At 67.1% G+C, this 13,832-nt stretch carries 18 protein-coding genes; 11 read left to right on the plus strand and 7 right to left on the minus strand.

What is annotated here, in order from left to right; genetic code table 11:
* Positions 1 to 358 precede the first annotated feature (358 nt).
* On the plus strand, positions 359 to 793 hold the full coding sequence (locus ACQP2T_RS03095) for a hypothetical protein (protein WP_433514677.1): 435 nt from the start codon (positions 359 to 361) through the stop codon (positions 791 to 793).
* A 209-nt stretch (positions 794 to 1,002) separates the two neighbouring features.
* On the opposite strand, the gene ACQP2T_RS03100 is transcribed toward ACQP2T_RS03095, so the two are convergent.
* From ACQP2T_RS03100 to ACQP2T_RS03115, 4 genes are all read right to left on the minus strand, one after another.
* The gene (locus ACQP2T_RS03100) at positions 1,003 to 1,269 is read right to left on the minus strand and encodes an ECF-type sigma factor (RefSeq protein WP_433514678.1); all 267 of its coding nucleotides are present in this window, start codon (positions 1,267 to 1,269) and stop codon (positions 1,003 to 1,005) included.
* A 17-nt stretch (positions 1,270 to 1,286) separates the two neighbouring features.
* Positions 1,287 to 1,514 carry a hypothetical protein gene (locus ACQP2T_RS03105; protein WP_358539000.1) on the minus strand — a complete coding sequence of 76 codons (228 nt, stop codon included), beginning with the start codon at positions 1,512 to 1,514 and terminating at the stop codon, positions 1,287 to 1,289.
* Positions 1,515 to 1,926: 412 nt separating this feature from the next.
* Positions 1,927 to 2,163, minus strand: coding sequence for a hypothetical protein (locus ACQP2T_RS03110; RefSeq protein WP_433514679.1), 237 nt, complete (start codon positions 2,161 to 2,163; stop codon positions 1,927 to 1,929).
* Positions 2,160 to 2,387, minus strand: coding sequence for a hypothetical protein (locus tag ACQP2T_RS03115; protein ID WP_433514680.1), 228 nt, complete (start codon positions 2,385 to 2,387; stop codon positions 2,160 to 2,162). The genes ACQP2T_RS03110 and ACQP2T_RS03115 overlap by 4 nt, the downstream gene beginning before the upstream one ends.
* 123 nt (positions 2,388 to 2,510) lie before the next feature.
* Between ACQP2T_RS03115 and ACQP2T_RS03120 the strand changes: the two genes are divergently transcribed.
* Positions 2,511 to 2,765 (plus strand): GntR family transcriptional regulator, encoded by a 255-nt coding sequence (locus ACQP2T_RS03120; RefSeq protein ID WP_433514681.1) that lies wholly within the window; start codon positions 2,511 to 2,513, stop codon positions 2,763 to 2,765.
* Positions 2,766 to 3,437: 672 nt separating this feature from the next.
* Here ACQP2T_RS03120 and ACQP2T_RS03125 read toward each other — a convergent pair.
* On the minus strand, positions 3,438 to 4,856 hold the full coding sequence (locus ACQP2T_RS03125; RefSeq protein WP_433513742.1) for an IS1380 family transposase: 1,419 nt from the start codon (positions 4,854 to 4,856) through the stop codon (positions 3,438 to 3,440).
* A gap of 643 nt (positions 4,857 to 5,499) precedes the next feature.
* On the opposite strand from ACQP2T_RS03125, the gene ACQP2T_RS03130 reads away from it, so the two are divergent.
* The 3 genes from ACQP2T_RS03130 to ACQP2T_RS03140 all read left to right on the plus strand — a co-directional run bounded on the left by ACQP2T_RS03130 (position 5,500) and on the right by ACQP2T_RS03140 (position 7,850).
* Positions 5,500 to 6,012, plus strand: a complete 513-nt coding sequence (locus ACQP2T_RS03130) for an NUDIX hydrolase (protein ID WP_433514682.1) — start codon at positions 5,500 to 5,502, stop codon at positions 6,010 to 6,012.
* Positions 6,013 to 6,159: 147 nt separating this feature from the next.
* Positions 6,160 to 6,657, plus strand: coding sequence for a SigE family RNA polymerase sigma factor (locus tag ACQP2T_RS03135; protein WP_433514683.1), 498 nt, complete (start codon positions 6,160 to 6,162; stop codon positions 6,655 to 6,657).
* Positions 6,657 to 7,850: a hypothetical protein gene (locus ACQP2T_RS03140; protein WP_433514684.1), complete on the plus strand. Its 1,194-nt coding sequence runs from the start codon at positions 6,657 to 6,659 to the stop codon at positions 7,848 to 7,850. Before ACQP2T_RS03135 ends, ACQP2T_RS03140 begins: the two co-directional genes overlap by 1 nt.
* A gap of 213 nt (positions 7,851 to 8,063) precedes the next feature.
* Here ACQP2T_RS03140 and ACQP2T_RS03145 read toward each other — a convergent pair whose 3' ends face one another.
* Positions 8,064 to 8,993, minus strand: coding sequence for a LysR family transcriptional regulator (locus ACQP2T_RS03145; RefSeq protein WP_433514685.1), 930 nt, complete (start codon positions 8,991 to 8,993; stop codon positions 8,064 to 8,066).
* Between the two features lie 100 nt (positions 8,994 to 9,093).
* On the opposite strand from ACQP2T_RS03145, the gene ACQP2T_RS03150 reads away from it, so the two are divergent.
* A complete protein-coding gene (locus ACQP2T_RS03150; RefSeq protein WP_433514686.1) occupies positions 9,094 to 9,897 on the plus strand; it encodes a TIGR03619 family F420-dependent LLM class oxidoreductase in 804 nt (267 codons plus the stop codon).
* Positions 9,898 to 9,999: 102 nt separating this feature from the next.
* Here the strand turns inward: ACQP2T_RS03150 and ACQP2T_RS03155 are convergent, their stop codons facing one another.
* Positions 10,000 to 10,536: a DUF1345 domain-containing protein gene (locus ACQP2T_RS03155; protein WP_433514687.1), complete on the minus strand. Its 537-nt coding sequence runs from the start codon at positions 10,534 to 10,536 to the stop codon at positions 10,000 to 10,002.
* On the opposite strand from ACQP2T_RS03155, the gene ACQP2T_RS03160 reads away from it, so the two are divergent.
* The 5 genes from ACQP2T_RS03160 to ACQP2T_RS03180 all read left to right on the plus strand — a co-directional run bounded on the left by ACQP2T_RS03160 (position 10,520) and on the right by ACQP2T_RS03180 (position 13,831).
* On the plus strand, positions 10,520 to 10,702 hold the full coding sequence (locus ACQP2T_RS03160; protein ID WP_433514688.1) for a hypothetical protein: 183 nt from the start codon (positions 10,520 to 10,522) through the stop codon (positions 10,700 to 10,702). The two genes, ACQP2T_RS03155 and ACQP2T_RS03160, sit on opposite strands and share 17 nt — an antisense overlap.
* Positions 10,703 to 11,025: 323 nt before the next feature.
* Positions 11,026 to 11,565 (plus strand): hypothetical protein, encoded by a 540-nt coding sequence (locus ACQP2T_RS03165; protein ID WP_433514689.1) that lies wholly within the window; start codon positions 11,026 to 11,028, stop codon positions 11,563 to 11,565.
* A 138-nt stretch (positions 11,566 to 11,703) separates the two neighbouring features.
* Complete coding sequence (locus ACQP2T_RS03170; protein WP_433514690.1) at positions 11,704 to 12,411, plus strand: GNAT family N-acetyltransferase; 708 nt, start codon at positions 11,704 to 11,706, stop codon at positions 12,409 to 12,411.
* Positions 12,412 to 12,551: 140 nt separating this feature from the next.
* On the plus strand, positions 12,552 to 13,433 hold the full coding sequence (locus ACQP2T_RS03175) for an alpha/beta fold hydrolase (protein WP_433514691.1): 882 nt from the start codon (positions 12,552 to 12,554) through the stop codon (positions 13,431 to 13,433).
* Positions 13,434 to 13,564: 131 nt separating this feature from the next.
* Positions 13,565 to 13,831: a hypothetical protein gene (locus ACQP2T_RS03180; protein ID WP_433514692.1), complete on the plus strand. Its 267-nt coding sequence runs from the start codon at positions 13,565 to 13,567 to the stop codon at positions 13,829 to 13,831.
* Position 13,832: the final 1 nt, after the last annotated feature.

Consider the following 13,832-nt stretch of genomic DNA (forward strand, 5'->3'; position numbering starts at 1 on the left):
GGGGTCGGGCTGTGCTTAATGGAGGGCTGCGCCCCCCATGCCCCCACAAAGGCATGGTCCTCGCTTCGCTCGGGCGCCCTTATCGGGGGCATCGCCCCCGCGCGAGGGGCTTGCCAGCCCCTCGCGCTCCCCGGCGTTCGGCTGATTGGACTTCGTACAGTGCTTCAGTTGTCACGGTCATTGAGACCCGAAGGCGGCTGAGCTCTGATCACGGTGTGGCACCTCGGGGAAGCCAAGAGCCGTGCCACGTTCGTTCCCGCGCCCATGGTCTGCTGTGGCCTCGGCGGGAGACAGGCAACGGCGCGCAGAGAGGTCAAGGGGTGGGCGGCGCCCCAACGTCACCCGCCTGCACTGGGATATGACGTCAATCTCTCTGGTCGGAGCTTATGAAGAGGCCGACACTGACTATCCGGCGCCGCGCTGGGGCCATCCCAAGGACCGGCGCACCGATCTCGAACAGATCCAGGCCGAACTGGCCGCGATCGGCGATGGCGGCATCCCGATCTTCCACGAGGACTTCGACGGCGGGACCAGCGAAGTCGCCCAGGTCGTGGGCGCCATGACCTGCCTGAAAGACCTGGCCAAGGGTTGGGACTTCCTACTGATCGGTGACTCCCAGTTGCTGTCGAAGGACACTATCGGCCGCAGGGGTGGCCTTCATCGCACAATTGGCCACCCACCCATGTCCAGGCCGGGCTGTTCGGTGGAACGCGAGGTTCGTCGCGCCCTGGCCCTGGCCACCAAACTCAAGGGCTTCTGCGCCGACAACAAGGCAGTCCGCCCCACCGGATGACCGATCCTCCTGGCCCTGAGCCGACTCAGCCCGATCCCCGCTGGCGACTCATATTAATCCCGGATCCTGATCCTCGGCCAGATCCAGCACCACCTCATCGACCTACCCGACATCGATGTCACCCGGCCACGCTGGCTGACCTGGTGAGCCCGTCCGCAAGCGGAGTGGCACACCAAGACAACCTCTGCCTCCATGAAGCACGAGAGCCGTTATGCGACCTTGTCGGCGTACTTCTGCCGGGCGGCTTGCCGGGAGACGCCGAGTGCGGTGGCGATGTGGTTCCAACTGTGGCCGTGGGCGCGCGCAACCGCCACCGCCTCGGTGAGTCGAGCCTCATCGGCTCGGACCTGCTCGGAGGTCTCGGCGATCGCACGCAGTTCGGACACGTCGTCGAACTCGACGTCGTCGGGCAGGGCGTCAGCCAACTGCTCAAAGCGCATGGCTGCGCGCTCGATCTCCTCATCGGTGTGCCTCATATGATCACCTCTCTTCGCTACAAGGCTCGTCGGAACTTGGCGCGTAGCGGCATCGCATGGATGGCCACCGGGTCGTCGCCGTCGAGGTCGAGAACGCCAATCTCCAGCATCCGCCCCGCCGAGTCCGGGCCGATCAGCATCGTGAAGCCTTCACCCATGTCAAGGCGGCGCATGGCGCACCGCCAGGCGTGGACGATGTCGGCATCGGCCACATCATGCTTGCGGGCAGGCTCTCCAATCCGCACACAGACAATATACCTTGTCTAGTGCGTGTTCTCGGGTTGAAACCCGAGCCGGGTCGACCCGGCGTTCCCATGTGTGCGAGAGACAGGCCTAGCGGACGGCTCCATTCAGCAGGTCGGCCCAGAGGGACCAGGCGTCGTTGATCGACATCGGCTGTGTCTCATGCACTTTGGGTTCATCATCGAGCTGGATCGTGCGACGGGGGAGCCCACGACTGCCGCTGACGAAGAGGGCGCAGGTTCAATTCAGCCAGGACGGCCGTGGGTAGTTGGGTGGCGAGGTCCATGGGGGCGGCGACACGAGCAAGCGACACGAGCGTTCCCTATGGACGCGTGCGCAGGTGCGGTGTGCATGCGAGGGAAGATCAACCCGAGCGACCAAGCGACTCGAAGCGACACGACCGGCCGTGAGCAGTCAGCCCCAGAGCCGGACCGTCCGCCAGACCTCTTGAACATCGCGCGGCCGTCCCCGGCTCGACTCCGTGACGACGGTCCGGCCGTTCGTCCGTTCGGTGCGCCGGATGACCCACTGTCCGCCTTCGCCGCACAGCTCGTACTCGACTCTGCCCATCGTGACGAATTCCAGCACACGGGAGCGCTCGACACGCTCGATGTACGGGGTCCACTCCAGGCCGACGTGAACGGTAGTCACTTGGATTCCCCGGTGTCTTGGGTGACTCGCTTGAGAAGGTCGTTCACACTCGCGATCGCTACGAACATGACCGTTTCGCGGGCCCGCCAGACGAGCAGTTCCCAGCGTTCGGCGCTGATCTCCCGGCCGCTGTCCGTGTGCCGACCGCGCCACGTCCTGTCATTCTCACGCCAGATCTCGAAGCCGGCTATCGGGGTCGGGGTCTCGTACTCGGGCTGATCCATTGTGCCTCGCCTCGCTCGCCTGTCCTCTCCTGATGCCAAGAGTAGGCATAGTGCGCCACGTGCGCTAGGTCCGCTAGGTGCGCCGCTATCGCCACGTGGAGTAGACGTCCCTAGCGTGATCGCGTGGCACAGATCGAGACCGAACAGCCTCGTTGGCGACAGGTGTACGCGGTGATCAGCGGACGGATCCGCTCAGGAGAAATTGACGTCGGAGAGCGCGTCCCGTCGCTCGTGGACCTGACGGCAGAGTTCGGCATCGCGAACGCCACGGCACAGAAGGTCGTCCGGCAGCTTCGCGCGGACGGCTTGATCCGGACAGAGCCGGGCATCGGCTCGAAGGTCGCTGACCGCGAATACTGGGAACCGGAGACCGCCTAGCCCTCGAAGACCCCGTGCCCGCTCAAGTGGACATTTTGGAAGTCCAAGAAGACTGCGACACGCTCGGTCATGTCGTCTCCATGAAAAAGCCCCGCCAGTCCCGGAGGACGGCGGGGAGTAATAAGCACAGCGTAGCAAACGGATCTGCACGGATGTGGGCCTCGCCGAGTAGCCAAGTTACATCTGGGACGGCCGCGCCACCTGCCACTTCCAGCGTGCAGAGCGAGGTGGCATAACGGCGGGCATCCATGCGGCAAGAGCGACGGAGAGGTGCGCCGCCAGTTCAACATTTGCCTGACGGCACGCGTCATCGGTGGAGCGCTCGCGATCAGCGAGGAGTCGACCGACGTCCGCTGGGTCAGCTTGGACGCGATCGAGGAACTACCCATGCACGGATCCCAACGACTCCGGATCGAGCACTTCCTCCAAGTAAAGTCGACGCCCTACATCGGGTGAAGAGGCCCCTGAGCCTGAATCCACGGCGTGATTTCGTCTGATCGTTTTCTGGTTCAATTCCTCGACGAGGGCCGGTTCCGCAGGTGGAAGGGCTGTTGTCGGGCGTGTGAGGGCCGCCGCGTTCGGGTCGCGGCTTGTCCAGGTGCATTTCGGGGGCTCGGGGATGCGCGTGACCGCGGTGGGTCGTCGGCTGTGCGTGACCTGGATTTCGGCTGGTCAGGCCACTGCGGCAGCGGGTGGGTCGTGGGTGGCGGTGAAGGCGTTCAGCCAGGCGGGCTGCCAGCGCCAGCGGGCGGGCAGGCGAAGGGTCAGGTGGCCGCGCCCGTCGGCGGGTCCGCGTCGGGCCAGCCGGGCGGGCACGGCGATGAGGTGGCGGCGCAGGGTCTGGCCGCGCGCCTTGGCGTGGAAGGCCGAGGCCAGGCAGCCGAGAGCGCGCAGCAGGTTGTGGGTGATGGCGGCCAGGGTGAGCCATGCGGCGTTCGCGGTGAAGACGCCGGAGGGGAAATGCGCGAGCGGCCCGTTGATCACATCAGCGTTGACCTGCTCCTGGACTGCATGATCGCGGTGCTGTTCCTCGGCCTGCAGGAGGGTATAGGGACTGTCGGTGAAGATCGGGTAGTAGCGGTAGGCGGGGAACAGTTCGTCTTGGCCGCGCGGGGCCTGCTCGTTGCGCATCTTGACCCGGCGCACGATCAGCCGGGCGCAGGCGGCCTTGCCCTTCTTGCTGGTGAAGGCGATGTAGGACGTTTCGGCGACCTCGGCGTCGGAGACCCAGCCGCCGGCCTGCTCGTCGAAGATCGCCCGCGGGTAGGCGATCGGCGTCCAGGCGTTCTCGTCGATGGCGGCGATGGCGGCTTTGACCTTGGGGTCGAGTTTGGCGGTGACCGAGAAGCGGGTGTCGTGGTCGCGGCAGGCGGCGATCACCTCGGCGCTGTAGAAGGCGCTGTCGCCGCGCATCAGGAGGGTGCCGGTGCAGCCCGCTTGGCGGGCGGTGCCGATGGACTCGCGGATGGCCGAGGCGGCGCCGCGCGCCGACCCGGTGGTGCCGCCGCGCAGCCTGGTGGTGGCCAGCACCGGGGCGGCCAGCGGCGTGGACAGCGTGACGGTCAGCGCGTTCAGCCCCTTGACCAGGACATTCTTGCCTTGGATCTTGGTGTGGCCGAAGCCGGAGCCCTGCTTGGCGTACCCGTAGGTGCGCCGCTGCATCGAGTCGATGTCCAAGAAGGCCAGCACGTCCTTGCCGGGCAGCAACGGCGTGTGCGCGGCGAGCGCGACCAGCAGCTCGCGGGCGACCTTGTCGAGCTGGCGGACGTTGCCCCAGGTGAAGGCGCGCAGGAACGAGCCCAGCGTGGACGGCGCCCGGATCCCGGCGAACATCGTGTCCATGCCGCCGTGTCGCAGCAGGTCCAGGTCGTCGATGCTGTCGGCGCCGCAGGTCATCCCGGCCACGATCGAGGCCACCTTCGCCGGCGCGTTGACGCCGTCGGCCGCGCCCAGCGCCACGTGCTCGCCAACCAGGCGGTCCAGGCCGCAGCGCTCGGCCAGTCGCAGCGCCGGAGCCAGCCCGGCGTAGGAGATCACGTGTTCGTCATCGAAGATCGCCCGCGTACGGCTGGCGGCGTGAAAGAATTCCAACTTACGAGGTGTCCTTTGCAGCGGGCCGATGGAAGCGTAGAGAACTCCCATCCTCCCAGCTCAAGGGACACCTCACTTCATTTCGCGAACCTCGCCCCGAACTTCACGCCGTGGATTCAGGCTGAGAGCCACTCCAGGGGCTTCCTGCATCGTGGCCGCCTTCTGGTTTCCCGTAGTTTCCTGGCAGCACAAAGGGCGGTATCGTCGAGGCATAAGCCCCGGTTCTGCCTCTGCATCGCACGCAGCCGGGGCATAGCTATGCCTGGCCGCCATTCGTTCAGCCCGCAGCGCGCCGATGTCGGCATAGCTCGCGTGCGGCCTGGGCGCGCGCAGTATTTCACTCCGTGGCTGCGGTGCTGCCCGTGCTGACTGCGGCCGCGTTGGTGCACGAACAAGTCATCGCAGGTTTCGCTGGCGCACCGCTGTGCGGGCATTCGGTGGTACAGCTGGAGGAACATCACGCCGTAGATGCTGTGATAGCGCTCGGGCGGGTCGCCGAGTCCGACGCTGAACCCGGACAAGGTCCTGATTGAAGACACCCCGGAAATCCGTTAGCCGTGCCTGGAGCAGGAACTCGCGAAAGTCGTCCAACGACATGTCGCCACTGGGCTGCTTGTCGGTGGTGCCTGCGATCGTGTGCTGCATGGGCGAGCTGGTCGAGCGAGTGGATGAACTGGACCGCGTGCTGGGAGTCGTGGATCGCGCAGAGGCGGAGCGTCGGCGATGGATGCATCGGATCGCGACGACGATCTGTCGCGATCCGATGCGGCGGATCCTGGTGCTGCGCCGAGCGGAGCAGCACACTCGCTTTCCCGGCCACTATGACGTGATGGCCGGCGGTGCCGTGAATGTGGGCGAGTCGTATGAGGACGCGGCAGTCCGTGAGCTGTCCGAGGAGCTGGGTGCCGGCGTCCCGGTGCGTTTCATGTTCAAGTTCTTGTGCCGGGATGGGGTCAGCCCTGTCTGGTTCGGGGTGCACGAGGCCGTGATCACTGAGCCATTGGTTCCAGATCCGTCCGAGATCGCTTGGCATGCCTGGCTCACAGAGCTCGAACTGCGGGAGGTCGTTGATCGATGGCCTTTCGTTCCCGGTGGGCGAGAGGCGGTGCGCCGATATTTGGTATCGGGGAACGAGGGCCGGCCGTCGGCCGGCTGATCGGCGGCATCATGTCGACATTTGCCGCCGGGCGGCAGGTCGCCGCGCAGGAGCCGTTCCATGGCAGCCCGCTGCTGACCCCCGTGACGGTGAAATAGATTCGGCCCAGCCGTCAACCTGGCGGGCCGCCGGAGGCATCCACCAGGCGTGAACACCGACGAGGAGTACACCGCGTACGTCAGCGGACGCCTGCTCTGGTTACGCCGGATCGCGTACGCGCTGTGCCATGACTGGCATCGGGCCGACGACCTGGTGCAGACGGCGATCACACGGCTGTACCTCAAGTGGCGCCACGCCCGCGAGGCCGCAGACCTGGACGCGTACGTACGGGTGATCCTTGTCCGGGTCTTCCTGAAGGAGCAGCGGGCCGGCTGGTTCTCCCGTACCAGGCTGAGTGCGGCCCCGCCCGAGGCGGTGGCCCGTGCGGGGGACGCGGACCTCGCCATGGATCTGCACCGCGCGCTGGACCTGGTGTCACCGCGGCAGCGGGCCACCTTGGTGCTGCGCTTCCACTGCGACCTGAGCGTGGAGCAGACCGCCGCGGTGCTCGGCTGCTCAACCGGAACCGTCAAGACCCAGACCGCCCGCGGACTGGCGGCCCTGCGCGCGCTGCTGGACATGGCGGCGACCAAGGAGGATCGCTGATGGACCTCAAGCCGATATTCGACACGCTGGTGCCGGAAGAGCAGCCACCCTCGCGGGTGGACGTGAAGGGCGCCATCCAGGCGGGACGCAGGCTGCGCCACCGCCGCCGGGCGCTGGCGGTCCTGGTGCCGGCCGCCGCCGCAGCCGCCACCGCGCTGGTGCTGGCGACCGGGTCGCTGACCGCGCCCGGCCGGCAGGACGTGGCCACCACCCCTTCACCCACGCGCACCGATGCGCTCCGGCCCGTCGCCGAGGTCTGGCCGTCCGCGGTCACCACCATCCCCGCCATGGCGGCGGACGGCTCGACGTACTGGCCCGTCACCGCGATGAGCGCCACCGAGTTGTTGCTGCGGGCGGACAAGTCACCGCAAGAGGGCCACAGGCTGGAGGTGTACGACACGGCGCGGCGAAAGGCCACGGTCCTGGGCGAGATTCCTAACGTGCGGGACTACTCCTTCCCCCAGGGCGTCGAGCTCGGTCCCACGTACATCCTCTGGTGGGCCACGGTTCTGAACGCGCGCGACGCCGTCGATCTGTGGGTGCTGCCCCGCTCGGGCGGAACGGCGGCCAGAGTGGCCCGGATCAGTGGGCCACCGATGTCGATCGACCGCATCGGAGTCCTGCGTGACCGCGTCGTCTGGTCGGTCAAGGAGGGCGGGCTGTACTCGGTCCCGATCACCGGGGGCACGGCGCGGGCCATGCCCGGCACCGATGGCCTGCACCTGGTGTCCTGGCCCTGGGCGGCCGACACGGGGCAGGCCATCGATCACCAGGCGAACCAGCGCGTGCTGGTCAACCTGGAGACCGGCAAGCGCACCCCTCTGCGCGCGCCGCAGGGAGTCAAGCAAATGCGCTGTTCCCCGACCTGGTGCATGGGCATGCAGGACGAGCACGCGGTGGTGTGGCGCCGCGACGGCGGTCGCCCGCAGCCCTTGCGCGGCACCTTCAGCCCGACGTTCTCGCAGATCCGAGGGGATCGGTTCGTGAACACCACCGGCCTGGACGTGTACGACCTCACGACCGGGCAGGGCGCCGAGATCGGGCCGAAGGCCATGAAAGGTGTGGTGACGATAAGTATGGGCCTTTCATCCAGTCTGGTGATCAGTTGGGACGCGCCGCCCTGCGCGAACCCCTGCCGCCAGGGGAAGGCCCCCGAACTGGTGGTGCTCAATCTGGCAGCTGTGCCTGACTGATCAGGCGGCCCGGGATTCGGCGGGGGAGCAGCAGGGGCCAGCAAGGGGTGATGCGCCGACCATGCGAAGCGGTCACAGCAGGTTCGACGGACAGCGACCGGGACAATCCATCCAAACCCGGTCGAGGTCCGGATCCGGCGGCCGGGGTGGCGGAATTTTCCGGCTGATCGTTCTTTTCGCGGCGTTCGCCTGGATCGCAGACGCCGCTGGCCCCTAAAGTGCGCCCGAATGTTCTTCGTCGCCGCGGTGGTCTGCCTGGTGGGGCGCTGATGACCACCTTCCTGCGACGGAGGTCTCTCGCAGGCACCGGATGAACTCCGACTGGATCGGTACCACGCCCTTCCTGGTGGCCGCGTAGACGGTCCTGGTCGGCTCGTCCTCCAGGGGCGAAAGCGTGATGTCGGGGCGGATGGCGCCCACCGCCAGTGACGGTACGAGCGCCAGCCCAAGTCCTGCGGCGACGAAGCCCTGCTTGGCAGCCCACTCCCTGGCCGCGAAGGCGATGCGGGGCCGGAAGCCGGTGCGCCGGTGGAGAGCGATCAATGTCTCCGAGCCATTGGGGAAGCCCTCGATCCAGGACTCCCCCTCTAGCTCGGCCACGCGCAGGCTCGTCCTGCCCGCCAGCCGGTGCCCTGCGGGCAAGGCCACCATCAGTGGGTCGTCCAGGAGATGGTGCAGGGTGAATCGGTCCTCCTCCAGTGGCTTGCCTGGGTAGGCGCTCACCACCGCTAAGTCGATCTCGCCGATCTGGAGGCGGGCCAGCAGCGGGCTGGTCGTGCTCTCCACGAGCGACAGGAGCACGCTCGGGTGTGCCCGCCCGAACGCGGCCATGGCGCGAGGGACCAGATCAGCGTTGGCGGTGTCGAACGCTCCGACTCGCAACTGGCCCACGTCGTGAAGATCGTTCCTCGCCGCCGCCAGCCTGGCCAGGATCGCGATCGCGTGCTCCAGCAGGCGGCGGCCCTCCTCGGTGAGCTCCACGCCGCGCGGATGACGATCGAACAGCGCGACGCCGAGCTCGCCCTCCAGGGACGCGATCTGGCGTGACACAGCGGACTGGGTGTAGCCGAGTGCCTCCCCGGCCGCCGTGAAGGTCTTCCTGGCGGCCACCTCGGCGAACACCTCCAGCCAGGAGACATCCATGACACTTCCCTCCAACAAGGGCTCGCTATGCGGGTTTCGCATGGTAGCGATGCCAGACATTCGTTGGTCACATCGGCGCGGACAACCTACGGTGATCGCCATGAAGATCGGACTTTATGGGCTGCACCGCGGTGAGAACGTCGACCCGGATACGCTGGCCAGGCGGGCGCGGCTGGCGGAAGAGATGGGCTTCGAGTCGATCTGGGTGGGTGATCACATCGCGATGCCCCCCTCCTCGGATGAGCAGGGCCGCCTGGAGGCCGTGGTTGCTCTGGCCCATTTGGCAGCTCTGACTACCACGATCAAGCTCGGCTTCGGCGTTCTGGTGCTGCCCCAGCGCCAGCCGGTCCTGCTGGCCAAGCAGCTCACCTCTCTCGACCTGCTCTCGCGGGGCCGCCTGATCGTCGGCGTCGGCGCAGGGTATGTGGAACAGGAACTGGCCGCCATGGGTGTCTCGCTGGATAGCCGCGGTGCCCGTACAGACGAGTATCTGGCCGCCATGCAGGCTCTTTGGGACGATCGGCCATTTGACGGAAATTTCGTGACCTTTGCTGATGTTGTGCAGCGTCCGCGTCCGCAACGGCGCCCGACGATCGTGGTCGGCGGCCACTCCCGGGCGGCCATGCGCCGGGCGATTCAGTCAGCCGACGGCTGGTATGGCGTCTACCTGACCCCGGATGAGGCGGCCCGCGCGCTGTCGGACCTTCAGGACGCGGCCAAGCTCTACGACAGGCCCGCGGTTCTGTGCGAACTAGAGATCACGATCACCCCGCCCCCGGGTCCCGTCGATCGAGACAGCGCCCAGCGCTACGCCGCATTGGGCGTCCACCGGCTGACGATCCAGCCGCTGGACGCCGAAATGGAAGCTACGGTGAGAGCCGGCGCAGGTCTCGTGGGGGCCTGAGGCAACACATTCGTGCCGCCCAGTCAAGGCCAGCTCGGCGGCCTGTCCGGGGAGCCACCGCCCGAGCACGGCTCGGCCGAGCGCGTGCGCTTCGTCGGGGAGCTATCGGCTCAGGCCGGCGACAAGGTTGATGGCGAGCGCGACGATGACCGTGCCGAACAGGTACGACAGCAGGGCTTGGCGGAGCACGGTCGCTCGGAATGTGGCGCTGCGCAAGTCGGTGTCGGAGACCTGGAAGGTCATGCCGACGGTGAAAGCCAGGTAGGCGAAGTCGGAGAACCGCGGCTGGGCATCGGGTTCGCTGTAGTGGAAGTCCACGCCGCCGCGAGCCGAGTAGTACAACCGGGCGTACCGCAAGGTATAGACGGTGTGCACCACCGCCCACGAGGTGATCACGCTGGCGACACCGAGCCCCGCGTGCAGCACGACCACGGACGGCTCGGTGGTGTCACCCTGGACGATCATGTAGCCGACGGCCATCAGGCTGGCCACCGCGGCGGTGAGGAGCAGCAGATCCGCACCCGCGCGGGTCGGGTCTTCCCGTAGTGCGTCGGCGGCTGTCGCGGCACCGTCGAGCCGGGCGATCCGCCACCAGGTCACGAGCAGGAACACCAGCGCCGCCATGTCCCAGCCGATCAACGGCACATATGGCAGCGGCATTGCCACCGAGGCCACAGCCAAGGCCAGCAAACCGCTGGCGGCAGCGATCAGTGCGGTCCGGCGCGGCGAGATTCCGGATGGTTCTGACGCCACCTTCGGCCGCATCGCGGGTCACCCCCTCTCCGACCAGCTCTTCTCAGAGTAGGGTCTTTCGGCTCGCGGCCGGCGAACGGGGTTTGGGTGTCAGGTGCCGAAGCCGGCCGCGAGCGTCGTCATAGTTCTCCGTACGTCACGTGCCGTGCACATCGCGTTATCGAGACGTCCAGGACCTCCCGGCGTTACCGTCAAAACGACCCGACGTCCTCAGTCCCCCGAGGTGCACCGTGGCCAACGCTGGTTGCAGGACGAACTCGCCTTCCACGCCTCCGACGCCAGTGGTCCGTCGGAGAGGCACTAGGAGCTGAGACATCCGTGCTATGGCCAGACGCCCTTCGCAACACCCTCAAAACTGGGCCGGATCGCGAAGTCTTGACTGTCTATCCGTATCGTTCCGCGTGTCCGAAATCGATCTGGTGCAATCTGATCAACTCTGCGGACAGCGAGATCGTCTTCGCCGACTACACCAACTACTTCCTGTGGCTCGAGCACCCCAATCTTGTGACGCTCCTTGAGTGGAAAGCCCGGCAGGGATGCAAGATCTGGTTCGTGGTCGGAGACCCGGAGAGCGACATGACCCGTCGCCGTGAGGAGGCGGAGAACGCTCCGTTGGCCGTCTCGACCCGCATCCGGATCACTCTGTCCGCGATCGAGCGACTGCGGGACGTCGCGGGGGTGGAGGCCCGGTTCGGCGATGAGCACCTCGGCATGAGCGTGTTCCGCTTCGACTCCGAGATGCTTGTCACCCCGCACCTGGCAAAGCTGGTGGGGCACGATTCGCCGATGCTGCACCTGCGGCGCCATCAGGACGACGGCCTGTTCGACCGGCTCGCGCAGCATGCTTCCGAGCTTTGGCGCAATGGCCGTGATGTGTGGGAACGGCCCCAGGTGCTGGGTGGCGGATCTTGCTGACCGCGTTCGGGGTGGAGTCCCGATTTCGTGGTACTTCCGGAAATGTACTAGTGCAATATCCGGCAGGACTAGTGCACTTGTTTTGGCTAAATGTCCGGATAGAGCGCACGCGGTGGGTGGCGTCGATACCGTGTGCGCATGGCACTTGATACGGCGTACGCATCTGTGCGGCGGGCGGACGTAGAAGACCATCAGGCGGTGATGGACGTCCTCGCCGTGGCGTTCATGAACGATCCCGTCGCCTGCTGGGTCTTCCCTGAGGCGGGAGAGAGAGATCGGCTGCAGCCGCGCTTCTACCGCTCCTTGCTCAGCCATCCCGCCGGGGAGGCATACCTGGTCGGCCGTCGCGAGGGGGCGTCAGTGTGGCTGACGTTGGCGGCGGGCCAAACGCTCTCTGGGGAGCATCCGGTCTCTGAGGGGCGTCCGGATGCACCAGAAACAGGCCCGGACGCGGGGCCGGACATGGCCTTCAGTGAGGACGAGGCGGGGCCGGACATGGCCTTCAGCGAGACCGAGGCGGGGCCGGACACGCTCTTCAGCGAGAGCGCCGCGCGGGGGCGGGCTCTGAGTGAGGCGCTGGATGGGCGGCACCCCGCTCACGAACCGCACCTCTATCTGCCGTGCATCGGGGTGATCGGCGAGCGGCGGGGCGCCGGGCTGGGGTCGGCGATGTTGCGGCACCGGCTGGCACGAGCGGACGCCGACGGGCTCGGCACTTATCTGGAGGCGAGTTCGCCCCGGAGCCGGGCCCTCTATCTGCGGTACGGATTCGAGAATCTCGGCGAACCGCTTCGCGTGGCCGACAGCCCGCTCCTGTGGCCGATGTGGCGCCCCCCGAGCCGCTGACGGCCGACGTACGACAACGCCGCCGACTGCGGGCCTGACATACGACGCCGCCGACTCGCGGCGTCCAGCAAACACAGCCGCCGACTCGCGGTGCCCAGCAAATGCAGCGGTATCCACCAACAAGCACAAAGGAAGACCAGATGACTCACGAAGCAGCTGCCAACGTTGATCGGCGCCCGCCGACCCTGGTGTTCGTCCACGGCACCAACTCCTCGTCCGCCCTGGTGTCGGGGCTGGTCGCCGAACTCGACCGGCGCGGGCACCGAAGCGTGGCCGTCGACCTTCCGGGACACGGCGGCGAGGCGTTCTTCCCCCGTGGGTACGAGGCGCCGCAGGATCTTGAGGCGCTGGCGACCGAGCCGTCGCCACTCGCCAAGATCACCATTGACGACTATGTCGAGCGGGTCGCGGATGTGGTGCGCGGCGCCCGCCAGGACGGTCCGGTGATCCTCGCCGGCATCGACCAGGGCGGTGTCACCGTGAGCAGGGTCGGCAACGCCATCCCCGACCTGCTCGACCGGGTGGTCTATGTCGCGGCGTACTGCTGCGTGGACCTGCCGAACATGGCCGCCTATCTCGCAACGCCGGAGAACAGTGAAAGCCTGTTCCCCCAATTGACCGCCGCGATGGTCGTCGATCCAGCGGTTCTGGGAGTGAGTCGGCTCAACTGGCGCTCGGCCGACCCGGCGGTGTTTCAAGGCGTCAAAGCGGCCCTTGCCGGTGACTTCACCGACGAAGGTGTGAGCCGGCTGCTCGACATGCTCGAACCAGACGAGACCGCCGGCATCCCCGTGGCCGAAGCCCGGGGCGAAGCGGAGACCTGGGGCCGGATCCCCCGGACCTATGTGCGCCTCACCCTCGACCGGCTGGTTCCACTGGCGCTGCAAGACCGGTTCATCAACGAGGCCGACCGCCTCACCCCGGACAACCCGACCGACGTGCGCAGCGTCGCGGCACCCCATTTCGGCCCGTTCGACCGGCCTGAACTGGTGGACATCTTCGCCGAGCTCGCCAGCCACTGACCTCACCCCGGAGGTCCCGGCCATGCGGCATGGAACGGGTTGGAACGTGCTGGAACGCCATATCTCCAGGGGACCGCCTCACAAACGGATGCGACGACATCGTTCGCCGCACACTCATGGGGAGAACAAGCATGAGCATTCAGTACGGCGTCACCGCGGTCACCGCGCAAGCGTCCTTCCTCCAGGGCGGCATCGCGGCCCGGTACCTGCCTTCGGCCGACGTCACCCCGTTCGCGGTGCGCCGGGACCCCTACGTCCGCGCCTCGGGGACACAGGGCATCGACTGTTCGATCAACCAGCACATCCCGACCTGCCGATTCCCGACGACCGACTGCACCAACCGCTGCCCCGACCCGGGGACCGGCTCCTTCTGCCCGACCCGCGAGTTCGTGTGCTAGC

This window comes from Nonomuraea sp. CA-143628, from assembly GCF_050942315.1.
Lineage (GTDB): Bacteria > Actinomycetota > Actinomycetes > Streptosporangiales > Streptosporangiaceae > Nonomuraea.